This is a genomic window from Pedobacter sp. 01N310 (genome assembly GCF_056399805.1).
The window spans coordinates 374,855-400,436 of the sequence record NZ_JBFTSB010000004.1; the positions used below are offsets into that span (position 1 = coordinate 374,855).

At 38.0% G+C, this 25,582-nt stretch carries 25 protein-coding genes; 18 read left to right on the forward strand and 7 right to left on the reverse strand.

The features are described from left to right. Positions 1-74: 74 nt before the first annotated feature. Both AC1DNH_RS11560 and AC1DNH_RS11565 read left to right on the forward strand, forming a co-directional pair. The gene (locus AC1DNH_RS11560) at positions 75-965 is read left to right on the forward strand and encodes an EamA family transporter (RefSeq protein ID WP_477578314.1); all 891 of its coding nucleotides are present in this window, start codon (positions 75-77) and stop codon (positions 963-965) included. Positions 966-1,321: 356 nt separating this feature from the next. Then, positions 1,322-1,885, forward strand: a complete 564-nt coding sequence (locus tag AC1DNH_RS11565) for a hypothetical protein (RefSeq protein WP_477578312.1) — start codon at positions 1,322-1,324, stop codon at positions 1,883-1,885. A gap of 223 nt (positions 1,886-2,108) precedes the next feature. Here AC1DNH_RS11565 and AC1DNH_RS11570 read toward each other — a convergent pair whose 3' ends face one another. After that, entirely contained in the window at positions 2,109-2,957 is an 849-nt protein-coding gene (locus AC1DNH_RS11570) for a hypothetical protein (RefSeq protein ID WP_477578310.1), read from the reverse strand. 343 nt (positions 2,958-3,300) lie between these two features. On the opposite strand from AC1DNH_RS11570, the gene gcvP reads away from it, so the two are divergent. Continuing rightward, positions 3,301-6,177, forward strand: a complete 2,877-nt coding sequence (gene gcvP / locus AC1DNH_RS11575) for an aminomethyl-transferring glycine dehydrogenase (protein WP_477578308.1) — start codon at positions 3,301-3,303, stop codon at positions 6,175-6,177. Between the two features lie 540 nt (positions 6,178-6,717). On the opposite strand, the gene AC1DNH_RS11580 is transcribed toward gcvP, so the two are convergent. Both AC1DNH_RS11580 and AC1DNH_RS11585 read right to left on the reverse strand, forming a co-directional pair. Beyond that, on the reverse strand, positions 6,718-6,972 hold the full coding sequence (locus AC1DNH_RS11580) for an eCIS core domain-containing protein (RefSeq protein ID WP_477578306.1): 255 nt from the start codon (positions 6,970-6,972) through the stop codon (positions 6,718-6,720). A 107-nt stretch (positions 6,973-7,079) separates the two neighbouring features. Then, a complete protein-coding gene (locus AC1DNH_RS11585) occupies positions 7,080-7,529 on the reverse strand; it encodes a hypothetical protein (RefSeq protein WP_477578304.1) in 450 nt (149 codons plus the stop codon). Between the two features lie 318 nt (positions 7,530-7,847). Here AC1DNH_RS11585 and AC1DNH_RS11590 point away from each other — a divergent pair, with 318 nt between their 5' ends. Next, positions 7,848-8,435 carry a YceI family protein gene (locus AC1DNH_RS11590; protein WP_477578302.1) on the forward strand — a complete coding sequence of 196 codons (588 nt, stop codon included), beginning with the start codon at positions 7,848-7,850 and terminating at the stop codon, positions 8,433-8,435. 265 nt (positions 8,436-8,700) lie between these two features. On the opposite strand, the gene AC1DNH_RS11595 is transcribed toward AC1DNH_RS11590, so the two are convergent. Both AC1DNH_RS11595 and AC1DNH_RS11600 read right to left on the reverse strand, forming a co-directional pair. After that, complete coding sequence (locus tag AC1DNH_RS11595; protein WP_477578300.1) at positions 8,701-9,468, reverse strand: MBL fold metallo-hydrolase; 768 nt, start codon at positions 9,466-9,468, stop codon at positions 8,701-8,703. 12 nt (positions 9,469-9,480) lie between these two features. Beyond that, entirely contained in the window at positions 9,481-10,827 is a 1,347-nt protein-coding gene (locus AC1DNH_RS11600) for a Fic family protein (protein ID WP_477625389.1), read from the reverse strand. 141 nt (positions 10,828-10,968) lie between these two features. Between AC1DNH_RS11600 and AC1DNH_RS11605 the strand changes: the two genes are divergently transcribed. From AC1DNH_RS11605 to AC1DNH_RS11650, 10 genes are all read left to right on the forward strand, one after another. Then, positions 10,969-12,294: a sulfatase-like hydrolase/transferase gene (locus AC1DNH_RS11605; protein ID WP_477578296.1), complete on the forward strand. Its 1,326-nt coding sequence runs from the start codon at positions 10,969-10,971 to the stop codon at positions 12,292-12,294. A 102-nt stretch (positions 12,295-12,396) separates the two neighbouring features. Then, positions 12,397-14,097: a single-stranded-DNA-specific exonuclease RecJ gene (gene recJ, locus AC1DNH_RS11610; protein ID WP_477609594.1), complete on the forward strand. Its 1,701-nt coding sequence runs from the start codon at positions 12,397-12,399 to the stop codon at positions 14,095-14,097. A gap of 88 nt (positions 14,098-14,185) precedes the next feature. Next, on the forward strand, positions 14,186-14,926 hold the full coding sequence (lptB, locus tag AC1DNH_RS11615; protein WP_057931148.1) for an LPS export ABC transporter ATP-binding protein: 741 nt from the start codon (positions 14,186-14,188) through the stop codon (positions 14,924-14,926). 158 nt (positions 14,927-15,084) lie between these two features. Further along, the gene (locus AC1DNH_RS11620) at positions 15,085-16,608 is read left to right on the forward strand and encodes a GH3 auxin-responsive promoter family protein (protein WP_477581721.1); all 1,524 of its coding nucleotides are present in this window, start codon (positions 15,085-15,087) and stop codon (positions 16,606-16,608) included. Positions 16,609-16,773: 165 nt separating this feature from the next. Further along, entirely contained in the window at positions 16,774-17,400 is a 627-nt protein-coding gene (locus AC1DNH_RS11625; protein WP_477581719.1) for a DUF2306 domain-containing protein, read from the forward strand. A 20-nt stretch (positions 17,401-17,420) separates the two neighbouring features. Continuing rightward, positions 17,421-18,305 carry a YARHG domain-containing protein gene (locus AC1DNH_RS11630; protein WP_477581717.1) on the forward strand — a complete coding sequence of 295 codons (885 nt, stop codon included), beginning with the start codon at positions 17,421-17,423 and terminating at the stop codon, positions 18,303-18,305. A gap of 18 nt (positions 18,306-18,323) precedes the next feature. Next, on the forward strand, positions 18,324-18,758 hold the full coding sequence (locus tag AC1DNH_RS11635; RefSeq protein WP_477625390.1) for a YkvA family protein: 435 nt from the start codon (positions 18,324-18,326) through the stop codon (positions 18,756-18,758). Further along, positions 18,739-19,059 (forward strand): DUF2752 domain-containing protein, encoded by a 321-nt coding sequence (locus AC1DNH_RS11640; RefSeq protein WP_477581713.1) that lies wholly within the window; start codon positions 18,739-18,741, stop codon positions 19,057-19,059. The genes AC1DNH_RS11635 and AC1DNH_RS11640 overlap by 20 nt, the downstream gene beginning before the upstream one ends. 8 nt (positions 19,060-19,067) lie before the next feature. Next, entirely contained in the window at positions 19,068-19,556 is a 489-nt protein-coding gene (locus tag AC1DNH_RS11645) for a CCC motif membrane protein (RefSeq protein ID WP_477581711.1), read from the forward strand. 101 nt (positions 19,557-19,657) lie between these two features. After that, positions 19,658-20,068 (forward strand): BrxA/BrxB family bacilliredoxin, encoded by a 411-nt coding sequence (locus tag AC1DNH_RS11650; protein ID WP_029275606.1) that lies wholly within the window; start codon positions 19,658-19,660, stop codon positions 20,066-20,068. A 233-nt stretch (positions 20,069-20,301) separates the two neighbouring features. Here AC1DNH_RS11650 and cdaA read toward each other — a convergent pair whose 3' ends face one another. Beyond that, complete coding sequence (gene cdaA / locus AC1DNH_RS11655) at positions 20,302-21,093, reverse strand: diadenylate cyclase CdaA (protein ID WP_029275607.1); 792 nt, start codon at positions 21,091-21,093, stop codon at positions 20,302-20,304. Between the two features lie 273 nt (positions 21,094-21,366). After that, positions 21,367-22,221, reverse strand: a complete 855-nt coding sequence (gene folP, locus AC1DNH_RS11660) for a dihydropteroate synthase (RefSeq protein WP_477608294.1) — start codon at positions 22,219-22,221, stop codon at positions 21,367-21,369. Positions 22,222-22,320: 99 nt separating this feature from the next. Between folP and AC1DNH_RS11665 the strand changes: the two genes are divergently transcribed. Genes AC1DNH_RS11665 through AC1DNH_RS11680 form a run of 4 tightly spaced genes read left to right on the forward strand, consistent with a single transcriptional unit; the run spans position 22,321 to position 25,563 of the window. Further along, a complete protein-coding gene (locus AC1DNH_RS11665; protein ID WP_477608292.1) occupies positions 22,321-22,866 on the forward strand; it encodes a DUF1599 domain-containing protein in 546 nt (181 codons plus the stop codon). Positions 22,867-22,903: 37 nt separating this feature from the next. After that, positions 22,904-24,055, forward strand: coding sequence for a BT_3928 family protein (locus AC1DNH_RS11670; RefSeq protein ID WP_477625391.1), 1,152 nt, complete (start codon positions 22,904-22,906; stop codon positions 24,053-24,055). 2 nt (positions 24,056-24,057) lie between these two features. After that, the gene (locus AC1DNH_RS11675; protein WP_477608288.1) at positions 24,058-25,113 is read left to right on the forward strand and encodes an ABC transporter permease; all 1,056 of its coding nucleotides are present in this window, start codon (positions 24,058-24,060) and stop codon (positions 25,111-25,113) included. Positions 25,114-25,116: 3 nt separating this feature from the next. Beyond that, the gene (locus AC1DNH_RS11680) at positions 25,117-25,563 is read left to right on the forward strand and encodes a DinB family protein (protein ID WP_477583962.1); all 447 of its coding nucleotides are present in this window, start codon (positions 25,117-25,119) and stop codon (positions 25,561-25,563) included. Positions 25,564-25,582 lie beyond the last annotated feature (19 nt).

The following is a 25,582-nucleotide window of genomic DNA, read 5'->3' on the forward strand; positions in this document are numbered from 1 at the left end:
GAAGTGCACAGAGAAACAGAGCCTCTGCGTACTCGGTGAAAGACTCTTTTCCTCTGTGGTTAGATAATATAAATATGTTAAAAGGAATTCTCCTTGTTTTTTTTGGTGCCTGCAGTTTTGGTATCCTCTCTACTTTTGTTAAACTGGCTTATCATGAAGGTTATACGCTGGGTGATGTTACAGGGGCTCAGGCTTTCTTTGGTGCCGTAATTTTATGGGTACTATTTTTCTTTCAAAGCAGAACCGCTGGTTATAAAGCCAAAACAATTATCATTAAAACACCTTGGTGGAAAATGGTGCTGGCAGGAACATGTACTGGATTAGTGAGCGTGTTTTATTATCAATGTGTAAAACTTGTGCCAAATTCGGTAGCCATCATTTTGTTAATGCAGTTTATCTGGATGAGTATTTTAATGGAATACCTCGTCTTTAAAAAGAAGCCCACAGGCTTACAGCTCCTGGCAATCCTGTTGGTCTTAGCTGGAACTGTTTTGGCCAGCGGAATGGCTGAAACAAGTATCAAGACCATGGATTTAAAAGGGATTGGTTTCGGTTTGTTGGCTGCAATTTCTTATGCAGGCTTTTTGCTACTGAGTGGCCGGATTGGAAATGAATACGCTCCATTGCAAAAAAGTGCCTTGATGATTACCGGTGCCTGTATATTGATCTTCATTATTTTTCCGCCAATATTCTTGTTTAACGGTGCTTTAAATGGTAGTTTATTAAAATGGGGATTGATTATCTCCGTTTTCGGTACGGTTATTCCGCCTTTATTCTATGCAGAAGGCGTACCCAGAATTGGAACAGCCATAAGTTCGATATTAAGCGCCGCAGAGTTGCCCGTTGCTGTGATGATGGCGGGTTTTGTGTTACAAGAGCAGGTATCGTTTTTAAGGTGGGTTGGCGTTGTGGTAATTTTATCAGCGATGGTTTTGCCGAATTTAAAATATCTAAAAAAGAAGTAATCTCGTTTTTACCACAAAGTACACAGAGTGAAGGCACAGAGGGCACAAAGCCGGGCCATTATTTTTAACAATTAAGGATGTAGGGTGCCTGAAATCTCTGTTCTCTCTGCGAAAACTTAGTGCACCCTGTGGTTTTATATTGGTTGTATATCAAAAAGAAATAATCTCGTTTTTACCACAAAGTACACAGAGTGAAGGCACAGAGGGCACAAAGCCGGGCCATTATTTTTAACAATTAAGGATGTAGGGTGCCTGAAGTCTCTGTTCTCTCTGTGAAAACTTAGTGCACTCTGTGGTTTATATTGGTAGCATATCAAAAAATTAAATATCTTTAAAAAAGCATAAAGCATATACACATGAAAAAACTTACTATTTATATTTTATCCTTTATCATCGTCGGATTAGCCGCATGTAAAACCAAAACGACCATCAATCAGGACGAAGCTGCTGAGGTAATTACAGATTATTTAAAAGCCAATCCCGAATATAAAACCGCCAGGTTTAATTTTGGGGAGATCAAATTCAACAGCACAAACGACATGTTCGAGCTTGGGAAATATAAATCCTTAGCGAGTAAAGGTCTGGTTTCATTAAGTTTAAAGGAAGCAAAGAAAAAATTCTTATCGAAAGATAGCAGTTACGTTTATCAGATCACTTTAACCGATAAAGCAAGTCCGCTGGTGTTGAAACAGGATGGTGATAAGGCAACCGTAAAAGTTGTAGAATATGTTTTAGCCGATGAAAAGCCTGTAGATTTTGCACAGGTAAATTCCAGTACAGCCAAAGTTACGGTATCACTTAAAATGACAACAACAGATTTCGAACCCTTTGATAAAGACGCCAATAAAAACAGCAACTTCATTACCAAAACCTATAAATTAAAGCTGAGTAAAGACGAGGGTTGGAAGGTGCAGAAATAAGTTGAAAGAATAAAGCTAAAAGCCTAATCCCTATTGCGCCCTGTAACCTCTGTTTCTTGTAGGGCCCGATGTTTTTAAACCCGACAGCAGCGAAAATCCTTTTTGTTTGCAGTAATCTTCAGTATGACAAGAGAGTAGCAAAAAGATTGTAGCAAATGGCGGGAACAAAATGAATTTTAGCATAGCCATTGCTTTTCAAACCTATATGATATGCAAAAATTAATTACGAATTCTTTTTCCGCAGATAGGTTTTAAGCTTCTTAAAAAGATCTTCTTTTTTAGGCCTTTCCTTACCGCTATGTGTTAAATTGTTGTCGTAATGGTTTAGCAGTTCTGCAGCATAATCTTTTTGAGCTTGATTACCCGACCTTAATACCTCGATAAACCGAACGGCATTGTGATTTAAGGTGCTGTTAAATGAAACGGCATAGTATTCACTCCGTTCCGATGGATTTCTATTTTTATTGTTTTCCTCGGCGCCATTTTCTGCAAAGTAATCGGCATGAAGAATAAGCGGGTTTAATTTTTTCAATCTCTTAGTACCTTTACGCTCATTCCTCCATGGATGTTCTTTTTTATAGAGTTGGGCAAGCAGAAAATCTTTTTTCCAAAGGGTAATCTGGTGCGACATTAAATAATCTGATGCCTCATTATCGATCTCCGCAATATTAAATCCTTCGATAAAATTAATGGTTTCTTTCGTTTTGTAAACGCCAGAACTATGGAGTTTAACCTGTTGCCAGCCATTTTTAGTCGCCTGTTCGAACAGTACTGTAAAGAACCTAGGATTTACGGGTTTGCTTAACCACATATCTTCCTGGAAATAGAGTACATATTCTTCGTTTATATTACTTAACAGCGTTACCAGGCGATCGGCCCATTCGCCGTTGCCCGATTTGATGTTTGTAAAGCCATTCACATCTGCGTTTTTTACTTCTGTAGCGAAATAATAATTACATGGTATTTTAAAATCCCAGTTTTCTGAGAAAGTGTAATCAAAACCTTTATAAAGAAATTCGTAACTATCGCAGGCATGAACTAAAAGTGCGACGTTATTTTTGCAAGTTGACATAAAAGAACACAGGTAAGTAGGTTTCAAATTTACGGAAATGCTTTTTTTCTTTCCTTTGGTAGCTGATATTTTACGTTGTAGCTACTTATTGATTCGGCTCAACAGGATGCAAAAAGACTGAAGTTAACCATGGCGACAAACTTAAATTTCGGAAGAGCCATCGCTTTCCTAATAATGGGTTAATCAAATAAAAATGAACAAACGTTTGTCTTTTAGTTTGTGCATAAAATCTACCTATTTTGTCGCTTTTAACCGCAAATAATACTCCTTTTTTACACTGATATATAGCAAAATACAGCTTCGTTTTTGCTACCTTTGCACGCAAATTTATTATTCATACCGCATGAGCTTAAATATCCATTACAAGGAAGATTTTCAAAATCGTCATATTGCACCAAATGAGGCAGATACAGTCGAAATGTTGCAAGCTGTTGGCGTAAATTCTATTGATGAGCTGATTGAACAAACTGTTCCGACGGCAATTAGGTTAAAACAGCCGTTAAACTTGCCTGCAGCGAAATCAGAAACTGAATATCTTGGTGCTTTAAAACAAACTTCATTGTTGAATAAAGTTTTCAAAAGCTTTATCGGACAGGGTTATTATGATACTATTACCCCGGGTGTAATTTTACGTAACGTATTCGAAAACCCAGGATGGTACACACAATATACACCATATCAGGCAGAAATTGCACAGGGCCGTTTGCAGGCTTTGTTAAATTTCCAAACGATGGTTATCGATTTAACCGGAATGGAAATTGCCAATGCATCTTTATTGGATGAAGGTACTGCTGCTGCTGAAGCGATGTTTATGCAATATAGCTTGCGTAAAAATCAGGCTGCTAAAAAGTTCTTCGTTTCTGAATTGCTTTTCCCTCAAACGATCGATATTTTAAAAACACGTGCTAATCCTTACGGTATTGAACTGGTGATCGGAAGTCATTTAGATTTCATAGCCGCTGAAGATTTCTTTGGTGCAATTGTTCAGTATCCAGCAGGAAACGGTGAAGTTTTCGACTACAAAGACTTTGCATCGGCATTGCACAATCAAAATATTAAATTAACTGTAGTTGCCGATATTTTAAGCTTAACCTTATTAACGCCTCCGGGCGAATGGGGAGCTGATGTGGTAGTAGGTACTACACAACGTTTAGGTGTACCAATGGGTTTTGGTGGGCCACACGCTGCATTTTTCGCAACTAAAGAAGAATATAAACGTAACATCCCAGGTCGTATTATCGGTGTAACCATTGATAGTCATGGCGATTATGCTTTACGTATGGCTTTGCAAACCCGCGAGCAGCACATCCGTAGAGATAAAGCAACATCAAACATCTGTACCGCACAGGCATTATTGGCGATTATGGCCGGTTTTTATGCCGCTTACCATGGTCCGAAAGGATTAAAAGCTATTGCAGAACGTACTCACGGATTGGCCATCAGCTTAGCTTCTACGTTGAAAGGTTTAGGCTTTGAGCAGTTAAATTCTGCTTATTTCGATACGATCCGTTTCGATTTAGGCGATTTAAAAGGTGGTATCCATTCTGGATGTATCGATAACGAAATCAACTTAAATTATTTTGGTAACGTCGCAACTATTTCGTTCGATGAAACCAGCACTTTCGAAGATGTAGCTTTAATTGCTAAAATCTTTGCTAAAGTTAAAGCTATTGCTGCCGATCAGGTTGAAGTGGTAGAAAATGTAGAAACGGTTATCCCTGCTTCATTACAACGTACCTCAGCTTATTTAACACACCCAATCTTTAACGCACATCACTCAGAGCATGAAATGTTGCGTTATATCAAATCATTAGAAGCAAAAGATTTATCGCTTTGCCACTCGATGATTGCTTTGGGTAGCTGTACCATGAAATTAAATGCAACGGCAGAGATGATTCCGGTTACCTGGTCTCACTTTGGTCGCATCCACCCGTTTGCACCTGCTGATCAGGTATTGGGTTACTATTCGGTTTTCAATGAGCTTGATAAATGGTTAAGTGAAATTACCGGATTTGCCGCAATGAGTTTACAACCAAATGCTGGTGCTCAGGGCGAATATGCAGGTTTAATGGTTATCCGTGCTTATCACCACGATAGAGGCGATTTCCACCGTAATGTGGCGTTAATTCCTGCTTCGGCACACGGAACAAACCCTGCTTCTGCTGCAATGGCCGATATGAAAATTGTTGTAGTAAAATCTTTAGAAAACGGTAATATCGATGTTGAAGATTTAAAAGCGAAAGCAGAATTACACAAAGACAACTTATCGTGTTTGATGGTAACTTACCCATCTACTCACGGTGTGTTCGAAGAAAGCATTATCGAAATCTGCGAAACCATTCACGCTAATGGTGGACAGGTATATATGGATGGTGCTAATATGAATGCACAGGTTGGTTTAACAAGTCCGGCCAATATCGGTGCCGATGTTTGTCACTTAAACTTACACAAAACTTTCTGTATTCCTCACGGTGGTGGCGGTCCAGGTATGGGCCCAATCGGTGTGGCGAAACACCTGGTTCCTTATCTTCCAGGTCATGCCGTGGTTGATATTGATAAAGGAAAATCTATTTCCGCAGTTTCATCTGCACCTTGGGGTTCGGCTTCGATTTTGATTATCTCTCATGCATATATCGCAATGATGGGTGCTGAAGGATTGACCAATGCTACTAAATATGCTATTTTAAACGCAAACTATATGAAAGCGCGTTTGGAGCAACACTATCCGGTGCTTTATTCAGGTGCTCAAGGCCGTTGCGCACATGAGATGATTTTAGATTGCCGTTCGTTCAAAGCTTTCGGAATCGAAGTAACTGATATCGCAAAACGTTTAATGGATTATGGTTTCCACGCACCAACGGTTTCTTTCCCGGTTGCGGGTACTTTAATGGTTGAGCCTACCGAATCGGAGCCTAAACATGAGTTAGACCGTTTCTGTGATGCCTTAATCGCGATTAAAAACGAAATTACCGCTGTAGAAAATGGTACTTTAGATAAAACTGATAACCCATTAAAAAATGCACCTCATACGGTTTCGGTAATTACCGCTAACGAATGGGATCATGCATATAGTCGTCAAACAGCTGCGTTTCCACTTCCTTATGTGTTAGAGCGTAAGTTCTGGCCTTCAGTTGGTCGTGTTAACGATAGCCATGGTGATAGGGCATTAATCTGTGCTTGTCCGCCGATTGAGAGTTACTTAGAAGAGATCGTTCCTTAATAAGGTAGAAGGCGGGAAGGTAGAGGGTTTAAGGTTTTCCTTTCCATCGCCTTAATTACTCCCAATCGTCATTGCAAGGAGGTACGACGAAGCAATCTATTTAGATAAATCATCTGCAAGTTTTATGGATTCATTTCATAAGGCTTGCAGATTTTTTTTTTGGAAATGAATGTCACTTTTTCATCGGAGGCGGCAGTCCTGCCATTCACTTCAATCTTTTTGTGGTTTCTGCTCTCGTTATCGTCATTGCTAGGAGAAACAACGAAGCAATCTTTTACTGTAAGTGCAAACAAAAAGGATTTTCGCTACTGTCAGGTTTATAAAGGAGGGGACTGGGTGGGAAACCAATTCAGAACGAGCGGTATTTAACTTAGCGGGTGCAATAATATAAATCGCGGGTAAGTTAATATAAATCACGGGTGGGTTAATGTAAATCGCGGGTGCGTTATTATAAAAATAAGGTCCGTTATTGTAAAAAGCGGATGCATTAATATAAAAGCCAAACGCAGTAATATAAAAAGCGGGTGCTTTATTTATAATTTAAAGACCAGCTGCTTTTGATCCCATTTCATCGGCTTCTTTTTCTAAATCAGCATCGTCGTTAACTGTTATATCGGAATTTAATTGTGTTGTTGGTTTAACTCTACCTTGTTTTTGCTGTACCACATGCCATGCCTCATGCGGTAAATGCGCTTCTTCATTAGCAGCTAAATGAACATCAGTACCATTCGCATAGGCCAAAGCATTTAATTGTGCAGGTTTATCCGAATTCAGATGTACCGTCACTCCATTCATCGAAATGCCCGAATTGCTTCAATGCCATTTTTTAAATTATCGGGTAGATTTTTTTTTGCCATGATTTAGTTGCCGATTTCAATGCCTTTATAGATCAAGGATTCTTCTTATTTTAATAAACCTTCAGAATTTACATTGTATCCTAAAATTTTAATCTGGTCGTTTTCTGCAGTTAAAGTAACTGTTTCTTTTGCTTGAAATTTTGCCCTTTCTACAATATAATAAAGCACGTAACGCGCTGATGCATTCGAACCTCTTATCACTTTCGTTTCCCAGTGATCTAGTTTTTTGCTTTCTATCTCGCCCAGCTTGTTGGCAGTTCCGGTTAAATAATCATTTAATTTTTGTGCGTTGGTTACTGCTTTAAATTGATTGCTAAGAAGATGGCTTAGATTTTTCAAATCATTTTTCTCAACAAAAGTATAAAACTGATCCGCTACTTTCTCCGCATCTTTTTTATCTTCCTCGCGGTTTAAATAAGTGCTGTTGAAATTACAACTGCTTGCAATAAGTAATAAGCTGAATAAATATAATGAAGCGTAAATTTTATTTTTCATGAGCATTTAATATTATTTTCTAAATATAGAAGATTATTTTTTCTATGAACAGTATAGAATAAAATTAAGCATGATAGGTAGGTAATAAATATTTGCATTTTTTAGGCGATGCCAAGGAAACCCTCTACCTTAAACCTTCCGCCTTCTATCTTTCTATATTCACATTAAAAAGTAAACAAATTAAACCATTGCTATATTTCTGCAGTCAATAGAATGATTTTAAATAAATCCGATTATTTTTGAAAAAACTTAACATAGGTCAATAACAAGAGATCGGGAGTTAATCTATATTTGTATCAAATTATAAAAAACCAGAAAATGAAATTAAAAATTAGCTCAATTTTTTTATTAGTGGCAGTTGTAGCATTGTCAGCTTTTAAAAACCCTACTAAACCAGTAACTTATACTGTAGATGCAGCAAAATCAACCATTACTTGGGTTGGTAAAAAAGTAACAGGTTCTCACAACGGAACTGTAGCTTTACAATCAGGTACCTTAGCCGTTAACGGTAAAAGTGTAACTGGTGGTACATTTGTAATTGATATGGCTTCAATTAAAGATGCTGATGGAAGCGCTAAATTAGAAGGTCACTTAAAAGCAGACGATTTCTTCGGTACAACTAAATTCCCAACTTCAACTTTCGTAATTACTAAAGTTGCTGGTTCAGGATCAAACGTAACTGTATCAGGTAATTTAACCATCAAAAGTATTACTAAACCATTAAGCTTCCCTGCAACTGTAACGGTTAATGCAGATGGTACAGCTTCGGCTTTAGCAGGTAAAATCGTTGTTGATAGAACTAAATATGACATCAAATACGGTTCTAAATCATTCTTCGATAGCATTGGCGACAAAGCAATCGATGATAACTTTGAATTAGCTGTTAAATTGGTAGCTAAGAAATAAACTTCACTCAACCCTCCCCTTAATGGAAGGACTTGAAATGCAAAAGGTCTCGATATTTATCGGGACCTTTTTTGTTATGTGCCAGCTGAAGCGGGCAACAATGAATGATTGGTAAGTAAATCAGGTGAAGATGAATTTGATTGTGGTTCGGCTTTAGCCAACCACGATTTAAGAAAATAATAAATCGCCTTTTAGCCTCAGTATACTAAATCCACCATAGGTCTGTTTCCCCTAAACCCTAAACCCTAAACCCTAAACCCTAAACCTACCTAATCCTAAATCCACCTTCAATTGCATCAACAAAACCAGTTGCAGCACTTTTACCATGGTAGAATAAACATTCCCAGTTTTCCTCAGCAGCACTTTTACCAAATTCTTTGCGTAATTCCATCGCCTTGCGACCATCGAAATCGTATTTGGCAATAAAATTTTTAACCAGTTCTTCTGGCTCGGGTAGCACGTCACCTCCAAAAAATATCTTTTGTTTACCTTCGGTTAAAAGGAAAACCTGGTGGTTGGGACAGTGTGCACCCGTAAATTCGTAAGAAATGGTTTCATCTAATGCGCCATCGCCCTCTACAAATTTTAATTGTGCATTGCGTTGTACAAAATCGAAAATATCGGTATGGTAAGAAGATGAAGTGCTGCTAAATGCTGTTTCCCATTCGCCTCGGTTAATTACATATTCAGCATCAGGGAAACTTAATTCAACTTTATCGTTGCCTTGTTTGTGAATCATGCCCCCAGAATGGTCGTAGTGTAAGTGCGACATTAACACCTTGGTTACATCAGTAGGATCGAAACCTGCATTGCGGATGTTTTTATGCAAAATCAGTTCGCCATGGTCATCACTAAATCCTAAACCCGTATCAAAAAGTACGAGGTCGTTTTTCAGCTCAACCAAAAAAGGCTGAACGTTAATGAATAGCGATGCGGGTCTGTCTTTAAAATGATGTATGGCGGGGTCGAAAGGAACAAATTTCTTTGTTGCATCAACAGAATAAGTACCTTCGAATAGGGTGTGAACTTGCAAAATGTATTAAATTTAATTGTTAAGGTTTGAAGACTTTTTGATTTCTGAGATTATGTAACTCATTACAGATTTTACAATACTATTTACTTGTAGAGTTGTATAAAATTTACCATAAGCTAATTCCATGAGGTTTAATGCTTGGTGTTCATCATGAGCTTGATAGGAATTTTCATCGAAGTATATGTCGAGATTATATTTAATATTTATTTCCTTCTTAGAATTTTTTAATGTTGCACATTCGAAATATAAATGACAGGTATTAATTTTAAAATCATTTAAAGTTACGGTGGATAATTCCGCTTTTTCAATATCAATCCCCCAATTTTCTTCATCAGAATTTACATAATCGATAGTAATCCAGCTATGAAACTCATTAAAAAGGTCTTTTATTTTGCCGAATTTATTATCTAATTCTAAATAAAGAGGTATAATACTTTTTTGCATTGTCTCCGATATGACAGGATAAGTTTTTCCCTTGTCAAACTCGCCAGGTATCTGTTTTAGATCCTGTTTCAGCAATTCTAATTCCTTATCCAAATCATCATCCTCATCAATATCTTCCCCTTGGGCGGCTTTAATACTCAAATCTAAGCTCCATAAAAGCTGATTGCCGATATATTCAACAAAAGCACTTAAATCTCCAGTATCTGCACGGTTTAATGCAGCCAGATAATCTTTTTTTGCTGCACTTTTAATAACCACTAAGGGCAGGTTGTTTTTTGCAAAAACATAATTCATTAAAAGCCTTGCCGTTCTACCATTACCATCATCAAATGGATGAATTCGTACAAAACGGTAATGTAAAAGAGCCGCTAAAAGAACTGGGTTTTCTTTTTCGTTATTTTCATTAAACCAGGCCACCAATTCGGCCATTTCATTTGAAACATCAGCTGGGGCAGTATAATGGAAAATTTCCCCATTCGAAAGCCTTACTGAATTTGGTGTTTTTTTGTATTCACCTGGTATAATCTGCTTACGCGTATCTTGTCCATCTGCTGTTATGGCATCTTTCCAAAAAGGTTTAACCAAGATTTTTGCATTTAAATCTCTTATGAAATTTTCCAATAAAGGTCTTTCTGTTTCGGCTGCTTCTTCCTGGATCATGCGCAAAGCAACATCATGTGCCTGCATTTCCTGATACTCACGATAATCGTGCGTTCCTTCTGTTTGATCAAAAATTAATAATAACTCCGTTTCCCCATAGGTTAGGGTATTGCCTTCTAAATGATTGGAATTAAAATTAAATTCTAAACGAAACTTCTTATCAAGCTTAGTTTGATTTTCAGCGCTTAAAGGCTTTAAAGAATTAAGCAGTTCTGATTTTTCTTTAATTTCGGATAGCAAGTTTTTAGAAAGCATGGCAAAGATTTAACTTTTAATGAAAGATGTTAAATTAAGAATAATCTATAAACAAAGGTAACAATCTAAACTTGAGTATTTGTTTTGGTAAAAGCTTGGATACTTCCTTTTTTTGTAAAATATGATGCTTAAATTTCAGGCATGAATCTCCGAATCTTAATTTTTATGCTGGCTTGTAGTTTTTCGATACAGCTAAAAGCACAGCAAAAACCAAACGTAATTATTGTATTGGCTGATGATATGGGTTATGCTGACATTTCTTGTTATGGAAGTCCGCTGATCAAAACGCCATTTTTGGATGGAATGGCTACGAAAGGAATAAAAGCTACAAACTTCGTAACCACCTCACCAACCTGTACGCCATCGAGGGCATCTTTGCTCACCGGAAGATACTGTAGCAGGATGGATTTACCATGGCCAATAGGTCCGGGCGATAAACGTGGTATGCCTGAAGATGAAATTACTATTGCACAGATGCTTAAACAATCAGGCTATGCTACCGCTTTGGTCGGTAAATGGCATTTGGGCGATCATGGTGTTTCGCTGCCAAATAAAAAGGGTTTTGATGAGTTTTATGGGCTTTTATACAGCCACGATTATAGAGCGCCTTATGTTAAAACTGATACAACAATCAAGATATTTAGAAATACCAAACCAGAAATATATAAACCGCACGATAGCATTTTAACGAGTTCTTACACCCGCGAATCGATCAAATTCATTAAACAAAGTGCTACAGCTAAGAAACCATTTTTTCTCTACCTGGCGCAAAATATGCCACATTTGCCTGTTGCTTTTGCGGCACAAAAAAGTAGAAAAACACCTTCTGCCGGTGGTGAACTTGGCGATGTAATCGAAGATATGGACGCCGGTTTAGCTGCTATCTGGAAACAGGTTGTCGCTTCCGGACAGGCAGACAATACCATTTTTATCTTCACCAGCGATAACGGTCCGTGGATTAATGCGCCACAGCGCATGTACGAGGATGGTTATACCAAATTTTACCATGTTGGCTCCGCAGGAATTTTTAGGGGTTCGAAAGGGATCTCTTACGAAGGTGGCCATCGCGTTCCATTTATTGTGTATTGGAAAGGGCATACCCTTAACAATACCCAGTTAACCAAGCCCATTTCAAATCTGGATGTTTTTCCTACACTGGCCGAATGGACTAAGAGTAAATTACCTCAAAAAGTGTACGACGGGGAATCTATTTCAGCCTTGCTAACCAGTAAAAACAATACTAAACCTCACCGCCCGATTTATTACCACAATTATGTTTTAGAAGGCGTAAAAGATGGCGACTGGAAGTTGAGGATTACCAGAAAAGACAATAAAGAACTTACCGAACTTTACAATTTATCGTGGGATCCGGCAGAACGTGTGAATTTAATTGATGATGCAAAATATGCGAGTCAAAAGGCATATCTGATCAAGCTTTATCAAGAATATCCCGGAAATTCGAAGTAAAATTTAACTTTTTGTTTTTAAAGGTTTTGTTCGTCCACCTGTTAGATATTGCCTCCATCATATCCAATTAAAATGTATATTTACTGTTCGGAGACAGAATAAATGGAAAAAAGATGGGTGCTGGCATCAGATTGCAATGATGCTGCGATAACAAAAATAGCAGAACAACTTAATATAGATCGCTCACTTGCACAAATACTCGTACAACGGAATATTTGTGATTTCGATCAGGCCAAAGATTTCTTCAGGCCAGATCTTGACCATCTTCACGATCCTTTTTTAATGAAGGATATGGATGTTGCAATCGCCCGCATTGAAACTGCATTATCCAATCACGAAAAGATACTGATCTATGGCGATTATGATGTAGATGGTACAACTTCAGTTGCACTGGCTTTCAGTTTCTTTTCGCAGCTCACTAAAAACATCGAATATTATATTCCCGATCGCTATTTAGAAGGTTACGGCATTTCTACGGCAGGGATTGATTATGCCAATGAAAATGGGTTCTCTTTAATTATTGCCTTAGATTGTGGAATAAAATCTATCGATAAAATTGATTACGCCAACAATTTAGGTGTCGATTTCATTATCTGCGATCACCATTTACCTGGAGATGAACTACCTCAGGCTATTGCCGTTTTAGATCCTAAACGCGCTGATTGCCCATATCCTTTTAAGGAACTGGCCGGTTGCGGTATAGGCTTTAAACTTGCACAGGCATATGCGCAAAAACATCAGCTCCCTAAAGAAACTTATCTGCAGTATTTAGATTTGGTTATGGTAAGCATAGCTGCCGATATTGTTCCGGTAGTGGGGGAGAACAGGATTTTAGCCTATTACGGCTTAAAAAAATTGAATTCCAATCCATGCGAAGGTTTACGTGCCCTAATGGAAGTTTCGGGCAAAACCGAAAACTATAGCATTACCGATGTGGTTTTTACCTTAGGTCCGCGGATTAATGCCGCCGGAAGGATAGACCATGCTAAACATGCAGTTGCCATGTTGCTTTGCCAGGTAGATGGAAATGCATTAGAGCAGAGTGAACTGATTAATCTTAAAAATACTGAGCGTAAAACCTACGATCAGGACATTACCCGCGAGGCTTTGGCTTTAATTGGCGAAAGCGATATCCTGATCAACAAAAAAACTACCGTTGTATTTAACGAAAACTGGCATAAGGGAGTAATCGGGATTGTGGCCTCGCGTTTAACTGAAAAATATTATCGCCCAACAATCGTATTAACAAAATCTAACGGACATGTGGCAGGTTCCTGCCGATCGGTAATTGGTTTCGATCTGTACGAAGCTTTAAGCGGTTGTGCCGATTTATTGGATCAATATGGCGGGCATAAATTTGCCGCAGGCTTAACCATGCAACAGCATAATGTAGATGCCTTTGCAGATAAATTCGAAGAAATTGTGTCGGCCAGTATTACAGAGGAGTTGCTTACGCCGATGATCAGGATTGATGCCGAAATCGAGCTGGCGCAGATAGATGGTAAATTCTATCGTGTTTTATCGCAGATGGGACCCTTCGGGCCAGAGAATATGGCGCCTATATTTGTTACCCATAATGTATATCTTGCACAGCAAGCCATGGCTGTTGGCGCAAATCATTTAAAAATTAACATAAAACAACAAAATTCGCCTATTTTTGAAGGCATTGCATTTGGGTTGGCAGAATTTCAAAATCTTTTACAATCAAAGGTACCGTTTTCGGTTTGTTATACGTTAGAGGAAAACGTGTGGCGTGATAAGAAACGTTTGCAATTAAATATTAAAGGAATAAAAGTTAATTAACTATAAAATAAATTCGTCATGCTGAACTTGTTCAGCATCTAATTATAAAGATCCTGAACTAAATTCAGGATGACGGAGCAATCAATATATGATATTAAGAGCCGAAAATCTGGTTAAAAAATATAAACAGCGTACTGTTGTAAACAATGTTTCTTTTAATGTAAGTCAAGGGGAAATTGTTGGTCTTTTAGGCCCGAACGGTGCCGGAAAAACAACCTCCTTTTACATGATTGTTGGTTTAATTAAACCAAACGAAGGCCGTATCTTCTTGGAAGAAGAAGATATTACCGAAGATCCGATGTACCGCAGGGCACAAAAGGGGATCGGTTATTTAGCTCAGGAAGCATCTGTTTTTAGAAAACTTACCGTAGAAGATAATATCCTGGCCATTTTGGAAATGAGCAAATTGACCAAGGAAGAACAGCGTGATAAACTCGAAGAATTAATAAACGAGTTTAGTTTACATAAAGTGCGTAAAAACCGTGGCGATTTATTGTCAGGAGGTGAACGCCGCCGTACCGAAATTGCACGTGCCTTAGCCGCTAACCCTAATTTTATCTTATTGGATGAACCTTTTGCAGGTGTAGACCCAATTGCGGTAGAGGAAATCCAAAGTATTGTTGCTAAACTGAAACACAAAAACATAGGCATTTTAATTACCGATCACAACGTGCAGGAAACACTGTCGATTACCGATAGGGCGTATCTGCTTTTTGAAGGTAAAATTTTAGAACAGGGTGTTCCAGAGGTGTTGGCTGAGAACGAGATGGTAAGAAAAGTTTATCTTGGATCGAACTTTGTGCTGAAACGTAAGAAATTTGATGTTTAATATTAACCAATTCTTATTCCGGATTTCGGGAATGAAGATGATAAACACAGCTAAAATTATTTCAGGTAAAAAGATCGGATTATTGTTGCAACAAAAACAACAGTATCTGTGTTTATCTGTCAATATCTGTGGTAAAAATCAGCAGTTTATTTTTTAATATGGCATTTGTAAATTCAATTTTTACCTGGTTAATGAAAAAGCGGATCCACCAGATCGAGCTTTTTATGAAATATCCATACGATGTTCAGGAAGAGTGGTTCCATAACTTGATTGATAGTGCCGAAAATACCGAATGGGGCAAACTTTACGATTATAAATCAATCTTAACTCCACAACAATATCAGGAACGTGTTCCGATCCAAAACTACGATACCTTAAAGCCTTATATTGAGCGCATGCTTAATGGAGAACAAAATATTCTGTGGCCATCAGATATCAAGTGGTTTGCAAAATCATCGGGTACCACAAGTGATAGGAGTAAGTTTATTCCCGTTTCTCCAGAATCATTGGAAGAATGCCACTTTAAGGGCGGAAAGGATATGCTCTCTATCTATTGCAATAACCGTCCCGATAACCAGATGTTTACCGGAAAAGGTTTGGTTTTAGGTGGAAGCCATCAGGTTAATCAGTTAAACGAAGATTGTTTTTATGGCGATTTATCTGCCGTGCTGATCAAAAACCTGCCAATCTGGGCCGAATATTACCGTACGCCAGATATGTCTATCGCATTGATGGATAATTACGAAATTAAGATGGATAGAATGGCTGAGGCCACCATCAACGAAAATGTAACCAGCATTTCGGGTGTGCCCACCTGGACCATCGTACTGGCCAAAAAGGTGCTCGAACTTACGGGAAAGCAGAATTTACTGGAAGTTTGGCCAAACCTCGAATTGTATATCCATGGTGCGGTAAACTTTGCCCCGTATCGCGAACAGTTTAAACAGCTCATCCCATCCGATGAAATGTATTATCTGGAAACTTATAATGCCTCCGAAGGGTTTTTTGGGATTCAGGATCAGGATAACTCAGAAGAGATGCTGCTGATGCTGGATTATGGTATTTTCTATGAATTTGTGCCGATGGAGAATATCTGTGAAGAAAATCCTAAAGCATTAATGCTGGGTGAAGTAGAGCTGCATAAAAATTACGCCATCGTAATTTCTACAAATGGTGGTTTATGGCGTTATATGATCGGCGATACCATTCAATTTACCTCACTTTCTCCTTATCGTATTAAAATTACCGGACGTACCAAACACTTTATCAATGCCTTTGGCGAAGAAGTGATCATCGACAATGCAGAACAGGCCTTAACCAAAGCTTGCCAGGAAACCGGAGCCGAAATTAAAGATTATACCGCCGGACCAATTTATTTTAAAGATGAAAAAGCAGGGGGGCACGAGTGGATCATAGAATTCGACAAACAACCTAACGATTTTGAAAAGTTTGTAGATATTATGGACAGCACATTACGTGCGGTGAATTCCGACTATGATGCCAAACGTTTTAAGGATATGGCTTTAGCCCGGCCAAAAGTGCATAATGCCCCCGAAAATACTTTCTATAATTGGTTAAAGGCAAAAGATAAACTCGGTGGACAGCATAAAGTGCCGCGTTTAGCCAATGAGCGAAAATATGTTGATGATATTTTGGAGATGATGAAATCTTCTTCAATTTAATAAAACTCATTTAGACATGTCAGTCTGAGTCTGTAGAAGACTTTATAAAGGCAATCAACAAGCTCAATGTGACTTTAGTATATTTGATAACGCTGCTCTATAATGAAAAACATCCTCATCTTTTTTACGCTTAGGATCATGAGTTATTCCTGTTTAACAAAATAGATGAAAAGCTTCAGCTATAAACGTGTGGCCTGGCTATTGTTTTTTGCCTATTTCTTTGTGTTAATGGTACAGATTACTTTACGGTATATCCCATTGAATAGTGAAGTGTCTTTTCTGCAGATTAAACAGACTGAAGTTTCAGGGATCAAAGCTTATCTTCCCATATTTTACTTCCACGTCTATAGCGCCATACTTGTACTACTGGCTGGTTTTACGCAGTTTAATCCTAAAATTTTAGCTAAATATCCTAAAATACATAAATGGTTGGGCTACTTGTATGCAGGCTTCGTATTGTTACTTGCTGCGCCCTCTGGTATTTTTATCGGCTGGTTTGCAAATGGGGGATTAATGGCTAAAACCTCATTTATTATTTTAGGCGGTTTGTGGTTCTGGTTTACCATAAAGGCAATTCTGCTTATTTTAAAAAGAAAAATAATAGCCCATAAAAAGTTTATGTACCGTAGTTTTGCTTTGGCAACCTCTGCGATAACTTTAAGGCTATGGAAAGTTATTTTAGTATATTTATTTCATCCAGCCCCAATGGATGTTTACCAGATTATCGCCTGGTTAGGCTGGATACCCAATTTGTTAATCGCCGAATGGCTGATCAAAAAGAAATTTATTTGACCTTAAAATATATACTATCGATGAAAAAAATCTTATTATTCGCTCTGATTCCCTTTTTGATGCTATCATGCAGAGACACTAAAAAAACAAAAAAAGAAAAAGCAACAGGCATTGCACAGCAGGAAATCCACAAAGAACTTTACGGTTTTTGGGTAGGCGATTTTTACACAACAGATGAGTTGGAATATGAGGGAGATATGTCTGATGCTGTCAAAAAACTGAATATCAATATAAAAAAAATAACTAAAGATACGGTGATTGCACAAAGCGTGGTTTCTGGCAACAGCCGCCCGTTATTGGGTAAAATATCAGAAGATGGTGGTAAAATTACCTTCGTTCTGGATGAACCTGGTACTGATAAATACGATGGGAAATTTGAAATTACCCTTGTTGGCGACACCTTAATTGGTAAATGGAACGCTTATAAAAAGGACCTGAAGTGGCCAGGAAAAGAATTTAAGTTGTTAAAAAAAGCTTTTGAATATAATGCCAGCCGTATGTTGCCAACCGAAATGGAATATGTAGATTGGAGCGATCACAAAATGGTAGAGCGGTTAGATACCCTTGAAGATGGAAGTATAGATTCGTTAGGAGCCAATACTTTTTACAGAAGCGCATCCGAACAGATTTTTAAATTAAATGCTTCAACTACTACACTTAAAGAAGAAGATCTAAAGAATTTAAGGAAGCTTGATCTGCAGATTATCAAAAACACCATTTTCGCCAGACATGGTTATGCCTTTAAAAAACAGACTTTCAGAAATTTTTTCGATCCTGTAGAATGGTATGTGCCTGTTAAAAACAATGTTGATAACGATTTAACGGCTATTGAGAACAAAAACATTAAACTATTAGATCGCTTTACCAAATATGCCGAAGACAATTATGATGCTTTTGGCCGTTAATTTGTAATATCGTTAACTATGAAATTGAATAGGGAGAAAATACTGGGTTTCTTTAAAAAATCGCAAAGTAAAGCTTCGGTGATCTTAAGTGATAAGACCAAAGCCAGCAATACGATTAAAGATGCATTGGGAAAGGCAGTAACCAATAAAGGTGATCTGGAAGGTGTTTGGTCGAAACTGGTGCTGTTGTTTGCCGTATCTAAAGATTACGTGAACGGCGATTATACCGAAATTCCAAAAAGATCTATTATTGCTATTTTGGGTGGTTTGGTTTACTTTTTGTCTCCAATAGACGTGATCCCTGATTTTGTGCCGGTTTTAGGTTTTGTTGATGATATCTATATCTTAAACCTGGTGTATAGGCAAGTGCTTAAAGATCTGGAGAAGTACAAAATATGGAAAGATGCGCAGATCAAATTTATTGGCGATATAGATGGCTCAACCGCAACATAATTTTCTCGATTGGATAAGCGAGCATCTTTTTACTTGTCCGTTTAGAGCCCATTTTGGATTCGATTGCCCAGGCTGTGGCTTTCAGCGTTCGGTTTTGGCTTTATTTAGGGGCGATTTAATCGCATCATTTAAGTTTTATCCCGCAACAATTCCACTCATTTTTGTCGTAGTATTTACCATTGTTCACCTTAAGGTCGATTTTAAGTTTGGGGCACAGTTGATAAAAATCGTTTTTGCAAGTGTTGCAGTAATTATTTTAATGAATTACATTTACAAAATATACACTCACCAATTGATCTAAATATAGCTATGTCAGAAGAACAGGAAACCCCTCAAGAAAATAAACCGATTGATCTTTCAAAAGATAAAAACCCAGAACCTGCACCATTTGAACCGTTAGGTAATGGTCCGGTAACCCCACCTCCATTTCAGCAACCACCACCATTTGGACAGTTTGGAGGAGGTTTTGGTCAACAAAGTTTACCAAACTCAACAATTGTACTTGTATTAGGAATTCTTTCCATTGCATTTTGCTGTTGTTATGGTATTTTGGGACTGATTCCGGCAATCATTGCATTGGTTTTAAGTAAAAAAGACAAGGCTTTGTACGCAGTTAACCCTGCTATTTACAGTTTAAGTTCATTTAAAAATTTAAATGCGGGAAGAATTTGCGCAATTATAGGTTTGGTTCTTAATATTTTATCATTGCTTTATTATGTTGCCATTATTGTGATATTTGGCATGGGGATGTTAAGTGATCCACATAAAATGCAAGAAATCTTAAAAGGTTTAGAATAAGGGCCATTTTAATTTTACCTTAAAAATATAAATCGAATGGTGCATACCATTCGATTTTCTTATTTTTGTAGCATTGAAATTGTAAATAAAAAACTAAGATAATGTATCCAGAATATTTAGTAGAGCCAATGCGTAAGGAATTAACTAACGTAGGTTTTCAAGAATTAAAAAACGCAGAAGACGTAGATCAAGCGATTAAAGGCGAAGGAACTGTGTTGGTAGTTGTAAATTCGGTTTGCGGTTGCGCAGCAGCAAATGCACGTCCGGCCGCAAGAGCAGCAGCAGCACACGAAAAACACCCTGATAAATTGGTTACTGTTTTTGCAGGAATGGAAAAAGAAGCGGTAGATCAGGCTAGAAATTACATGATGCCCTTCCCTCCATCTTCTCCGGCAATGGCGTTATTTAAAGATGGTAAATTGGTTCACATGATCGAACGTCACCAGATTGAAGGCCGTCCGGCACAAATGATCGCTGATAACCTGATCGGTGCTTTTGAACAATACTGCTAACGGTTGATTGCACAGATTGAGGGATTACACCGATAAAGGGTGATTTAAATAATAATGAAATGGTGGGTGGAAACATTCACCATTTTGCGTTTATGGGGCTTGTGAAGATGATTGGGTTTTACTTAGTTATCTTCTACTTAATCGTCATGCTGAATTTATTTCAGCATCTTTCTGCCATTAGACCCTGAAATAAATTCAGGGTGACGACACGAATAAATCCTCACCTGTGATTACTAAAAATCCTTATTCAGCAATTTCTCCAACTCCCCAAACGAAACATTCATTCTTACCCTGCCTTGTTTGGCATACGATATTTCTCCGGTTTCTTCTGATATAATTACTGCAACAGCATCAGTCGTTTCAGAAACGCCAATACCCGCACGGTGCCTTAACCCAAACTGAGAGGGCAACTGGTCGTTATCCGTCAAAGGCAAAATACAGCTCGCACTTTTAATTTTGTTCTCCGAAATAACCACGGCACCATCATGCAGCGGACTGTTTTTCTGAAAGATACTTTCCAGCAAACGTTTCGATATTTTGGCGTCAACAAGTTCACAGCTATTGGCGAAAAATTGCTCATCGTAAAATTTAACGAATACCATTAATGCGCCTGTACGCGTTTTTTTCATGCTTTTACAGGCATCAATAATTGGTTTTATGCGGGTTAAATTATTCCTTTCAATTTCTTTTCTGCCAAATAAATATCCCCACCAGGCCTTATTCTTTTGTAAAAAAGCATTTTTTCCGATCAGCAACAAAAAGCGCCTGATCTCTGGGTGAAAAATTACAATCAATGCAATAATCCCCACGCTCATAAATTTCTCTATGATGGCCGTGAGTAATTTCATATGCAAAGCATCAACAATATGATAGAATATTGCGATGATGAGCATCCCAACGAGTAGGTTAACAGCTAAGGTATTGCGGATTAGTGTATATACGTAATAGATTAAAAGTGCTACGAGCACGATGTCTACCACGTCGGTAATGGTGAATTTTACGAAATCAAAATCTAATCCTTTCATTAGTGGCAAGATAGCAAAACGGTTTTCAGTTTACAAGCAAGATAGGTTAACTGTTTAAATTGGTTAATTGTTTTTTAAGGATCGTCACCCTGAACTTGTTTCAGGGTTTTTACTCCAAAAATAGATGCTGACCACGGAGTAGCTACAAGACAATTGAAAAAAATATTTCTACTTGTAAAACAAGTTCAGCAGGACGAATCTGCCAGAAGTCTGCGCCCTGCCTCAATTTAATATTGGATCAGAAACTATAATCAAATAATCGACCAATCGAAATTAGTCATACAGCATCCCAACTAACTTCACGCATTCTATTGCTTCCCTAACATCATGTACCCTTAAAATGCCCGCTCCTTTTTGTAGCGCAATGGTATTGAGTACCGAAGTTCCGTTCAGGGCCTCTGCTGCCGAAGTGCCAAGGGTTTTATAGATCATTCCTTTACGCGAGAAGCCCACTAAAATGGGGAGTTTGAAAATTTTAAAAGCTTCCATTTGGTTAAGCAGCTCATAATTATGTTCGATTGTTTTTCCAAAGCCAAAACCAGGGTCAATAATTACGTCGTGAACATGAAGTGCCTTAAGCGCCGCAACTTTTTTCGCCAGGTAATCAATTACTTCCAATAACACATTGTCGTAAACAGGGTTTTGCTGCATATTTTGAGGAGTACCCTTCATGTGCATCATCATATAAGGTACCTGTAATTTAGCCACCGTTTCGAACATCTGTTCGTCCATATCTCCAGCGGCAATATCATTAATGATATGCGCACCGGCAGAAATCGTTTCCTCCGCCACTTTCGCCCTAAAGGTATCAATAGAAATAACCGCTTCGGGAAATGCTTTTACTAAACTTTCTACCACGGGCACCAAACGGTCAACCTCTTCACTGGTAGAAATATCTTTAGCGCCAGGCCTTGATGAGTATCCGCCGATATCAATAAATGTAGCGCCTTCATTAATGAACTGGGCTGCTTTGGTTAAAGCCTCGTCTATCGATTTTGTGCGGCTATTGCTGTAAAAAGAATCCGGGGTGATATTTAAAATACCCATCACTTTTGGGCGGCTTAAATCGATAAGCTTACCTTTAATGTTTAAGTTTTGCTTGGGCTCAAAAAAGTTTTTTTCTGCCATAATAAACCCTTTCGGGATTTGGGTTTCGCTTTAAAAATGTATCTTTAGCTTTTGTTTTTTCAGGACAAAAATACACTAAAAACTAAATAATTATTGGCTTTGGCACAAACAAATACCTCTACCGAATTTGATGAAGTGATTGCAGTTTGCAGATCATTATTTTTAAAAAAGACTAAAGATTATGGCACTGCATGGCGGATTTTAAGACCAAGTTCGATAACCGATCAGATTTTTATCAAAGCACAACGCATCCGTACGCTCGAAGAAAAAAAAGTAAGTAAAGTAGGAGAGGGTGTGATATCTGAATACATCGGGATTGTAAACTATTGTATTATCGCCATGATGCAGCTCGAACTGACCGAAAGTGATCCGAACGAGATGCCTTATACCGAAGTTGAAAAAAGATTTGAAGAAAAGGTAACGGAAACGAAAGATTTAATGTTTGCCAAAAACCACGATTATGGTGAGGCTTGGCGCGATATGCGCATTAGCTCGTTAACCGATCTGATTTTGATGAAAATTTTTAGGGTAAAACAGATAGAAGACAACGAAGGGCAAACCCTGGCTTCGGAGGGCGTTAATGCAAATTATCAGGATATGTTGAACTATTCGGTTTTTGCACTGATCAAACTCGGCGTTAAATAAATAGCGTAATAGCCTTTAAAAAAATAGATACATACAGATGCGAAACATACTTTTAAGATTCTCCAGGATTTTTGTCGGTGCTTTATTCATATTTTCAGGATTGATCAAAGCAAACGATCCACTTGGCTTTGGCTATAAACTACAGGAATATTTTGAAGTTTTTCACATGAATTTCCTGAGTGGAATGGCCACTGGTATTGCTATTTTACTTTGTACTTTAGAAATTGTTCTCGGTGTCTTATTGCTATTGGGTTTCTGGAGTAAAAAGGTAGCCTGGGGTTTATTGCTTCTCATCATCTTTTTTACCCTGCTCACATTTATATCTGCAGCGTTCAAAGTAGTTACCAGTTGTGGCTGTTTTGGCGATGCCATTCCGCTTACCCCATGGCAGTCGTTCAGTAAAGATCTGATCCTTTTAGCGCTGATCATTGTTATTTTCTTAAACAAGAACCTGATCCAGCCTTTATTTAAAAAAGAAACCACTCAAAGAAATATCGCTATTGCAGTAACGGTTATATCTTTAGGTTTTGGCTTGTACACTTACAATGTTTTGCCGATTATCGATTTCCTGCCTTATAAAGTTGGTGCACATCTTCCATCATTAATGGTGATTCCTCCAGGAGAAAAACCAGATGAATTTGAGATCATGTATCACTTAAAGAACAAGAAAACCAATGAAGAGAAAGATATGAGCGATAAAGCCTATCTTAAAACAGAGATATGGAAGGATAACAATTGGGAAATTATCGGTGAACCGGCAAAAAGGCTGGTTAAAAAAGGTTTTGAACCTAAAATCAAAGACCTGAACATTACAGATGCTTCGGGTACCGATTATACCAAGGAACTGATCGAAAACCCTTATTATAATTTGATCTTTGTAGCCTACGATCTTCATGCTACCAACGAGGCCGCTATTGGTAAATTGAACGCCTTGGCTTTAAACGCTACGCAGCAGTTTAATATCCGTACGGTATTGCTTACTTCCAATTCGGCTCAGGATGCACAGGTCTTTATCAAAAAGAATAACCTGTTTTCGGAGGTTTTTTATGCCGATGCCGTACCTTTAAAAAGTATGGTTAGGGCAAATCCTGGCGTTTTATTGATGAAGAATGGAGTGGTAATCAATAAATGGCATTTTCACAACGTACCCACTTTCGACCAACTCAGTCGAAAATATTTCGATAAATAAATATGATCGGATACGCGCTAAAAAAACTGATGTATGGACTGCTGGTGATGGGCGGTGTAATATTGGTTGTTTTTGTGCTGTTTAATATTTTACCTGGCGACCCTGCACGGATGACGATGGGGCAAAGGGCCGATGTACAATCGCTCGAAGCAGTTCGTAAAGAATTTGGTTTAGACCGGTCCAAACCTGTTCAGTTTGTTTTATACATTAATGATTTATCGCCAATTAGCATTCTTGATAACGATAGTACCAATCAACAGAAATATCACTACACAAAACTGATGGCCTTTGATAAAAAGGCGCTGGTGATAAAATGGCCTTATCTTCGCAGTTCCTACCAGACCAAACGTGATGTAACAGCTATACTTTCTGAAACCGTACCGAATACCTTCATTCTTGCGCTAACAGCGATGATTTTCGCCACCATAATCGGTGTGTTTTTAGGCGTGCTTTCAGCAGTTTATAAAGATTCATGGATTGATAAATCGGCCAATGCATTTGCCATTCTGGGTATATCAGCGCCTTCTTTTTTTGCGGGGATTATTATTGCCTGGCTTTTCGGTTTTGTACTGAGCAATTATACTGGCCTAAAAATGAGCGGCAGCTTATATTCTTACGATCCCTTTAATGGTGAAGTATTAACCCTAAGAAACCTATGGTTGCCAATGGTTACCCTTGGTTTGAGACCTTTGGCGATTATTGTACAGTTAACCAGAAGTGCAATGCTGGATGTTTTGGCGCAGGATTATATCAGAACTGCAAGAGCCAAAGGCTTAAGTAGAAATGCTATAATTTATAAACATGCTTTAAAAAATGCTTTGAACCCAGTAATTACAGCTATTTCAGGATGGTTTGCCTCATTGCTGGCGGGTTCTTTTTTTGTAGAGTACATTTTCGGGTATAACGGATTAGGCAGAACAACTGTAACCGCTTTAGAAATGTCTGATTTTCCGGTAGTGATGGGTTCTATTCTTTTTATTGCCTTCGTATTTGTAGTCATCAATATTCTGGTTGATATTTTATATGCTTATGTTGACCCAAGAGTTAAATTAAGTTAGGTTATGCGCGAAGAGGAAATTATAAATTATACTGAGCTTGCCGATCAACGCATCATCGAAATATTTAAGCTTGCAACAACCGAAATGCCCGATGCTGAGCGCTTGTTTAGCCATGTACTTAATGCCCAACATATATGGGCGCAACGGATTTCGGGCAAGAAACCACTTTATGGTGTTTGGGATATTCATCATAAGGAAAACTTTGAGCGTATTGCTGCTGAAAATTTTAGATTGATCAGGGCGGTATTGAAAAAGAGTTCTTTAGATAAGAAGATTTTGTACAGCAACACACAAGGTATTGAGTACGAAAACCGATTGGATGAAATTTTATTTCATTTATTTAATCATTCTACTTATCATCGCGGACAGGTTGTAACTTTATTGAAAAAAGAAGGTTTTACGCCACCTGTAACCGATTATATTATGTTAAAACGCGACCATTTATTGTAGGTCGGTTAAATAAAACACA

Excerpts from the sequence above, each read along its gene's own strand:
- AC1DNH_RS11560 (WP_477578314.1), top strand. The coding sequence starts at position 75 with ATGTTAAAAGGAATTCTCCTTGTTTTTTTTGGTGCCTGCAGTTTTGGT.
- AC1DNH_RS11565 (WP_477578312.1), top strand. The coding sequence starts at position 1,322 with ATGAAAAAACTTACTATTTATATTTTATCCTTTATCATCGTCGGATTA.
- AC1DNH_RS11570 (WP_477578310.1), bottom strand. The coding sequence starts at position 2,957 with ATGTCAACTTGCAAAAATAACGTCGCACTTTTAGTTCATGCCTGCGAT.
- gcvP (WP_477578308.1), top strand. The coding sequence starts at position 3,301 with ATGAGCTTAAATATCCATTACAAGGAAGATTTTCAAAATCGTCATATT.
- AC1DNH_RS11580 (WP_477578306.1), bottom strand. The coding sequence starts at position 6,972 with ATGAATGGAGTGACGGTACATCTGAATTCGGATAAACCTGCACAATTA.
- AC1DNH_RS11585 (WP_477578304.1), bottom strand. The coding sequence starts at position 7,529 with ATGAAAAATAAAATTTACGCTTCATTATATTTATTCAGCTTATTACTT.
- AC1DNH_RS11590 (WP_477578302.1), top strand. The coding sequence starts at position 7,848 with ATGAAATTAAAAATTAGCTCAATTTTTTTATTAGTGGCAGTTGTAGCA.
- AC1DNH_RS11600 (WP_477625389.1), bottom strand. The coding sequence starts at position 10,827 with ATGCTTTCTAAAAACTTGCTATCCGAAATTAAAGAAAAATCAGAACTG.
- AC1DNH_RS11605 (WP_477578296.1), top strand. The coding sequence starts at position 10,969 with ATGAATCTCCGAATCTTAATTTTTATGCTGGCTTGTAGTTTTTCGATA.
- recJ (WP_477609594.1), top strand. The coding sequence starts at position 12,397 with ATGGAAAAAAGATGGGTGCTGGCATCAGATTGCAATGATGCTGCGATA.
- lptB (WP_057931148.1), top strand. The coding sequence starts at position 14,186 with ATGATATTAAGAGCCGAAAATCTGGTTAAAAAATATAAACAGCGTACT.
- AC1DNH_RS11620 (WP_477581721.1), top strand. The coding sequence starts at position 15,085 with ATGGCATTTGTAAATTCAATTTTTACCTGGTTAATGAAAAAGCGGATC.
- AC1DNH_RS11625 (WP_477581719.1), top strand. The coding sequence starts at position 16,774 with ATGAAAAGCTTCAGCTATAAACGTGTGGCCTGGCTATTGTTTTTTGCC.
- AC1DNH_RS11630 (WP_477581717.1), top strand. The coding sequence starts at position 17,421 with ATGAAAAAAATCTTATTATTCGCTCTGATTCCCTTTTTGATGCTATCA.
- AC1DNH_RS11635 (WP_477625390.1), top strand. The coding sequence starts at position 18,324 with ATGAAATTGAATAGGGAGAAAATACTGGGTTTCTTTAAAAAATCGCAA.
- AC1DNH_RS11640 (WP_477581713.1), top strand. The coding sequence starts at position 18,739 with ATGGCTCAACCGCAACATAATTTTCTCGATTGGATAAGCGAGCATCTT.
- AC1DNH_RS11645 (WP_477581711.1), top strand. The coding sequence starts at position 19,068 with ATGTCAGAAGAACAGGAAACCCCTCAAGAAAATAAACCGATTGATCTT.
- AC1DNH_RS11650 (WP_029275606.1), top strand. The coding sequence starts at position 19,658 with ATGTATCCAGAATATTTAGTAGAGCCAATGCGTAAGGAATTAACTAAC.
- cdaA (WP_029275607.1), bottom strand. The coding sequence starts at position 21,093 with ATGAAAGGATTAGATTTTGATTTCGTAAAATTCACCATTACCGACGTG.
- folP (WP_477608294.1), bottom strand. The coding sequence starts at position 22,221 with ATGGCAGAAAAAAACTTTTTTGAGCCCAAGCAAAACTTAAACATTAAA.
- AC1DNH_RS11670 (WP_477625391.1), top strand. The coding sequence starts at position 22,904 with ATGCGAAACATACTTTTAAGATTCTCCAGGATTTTTGTCGGTGCTTTA.
- AC1DNH_RS11675 (WP_477608288.1), top strand. The coding sequence starts at position 24,058 with ATGATCGGATACGCGCTAAAAAAACTGATGTATGGACTGCTGGTGATG.
- AC1DNH_RS11680 (WP_477583962.1), top strand. The coding sequence starts at position 25,117 with ATGCGCGAAGAGGAAATTATAAATTATACTGAGCTTGCCGATCAACGC.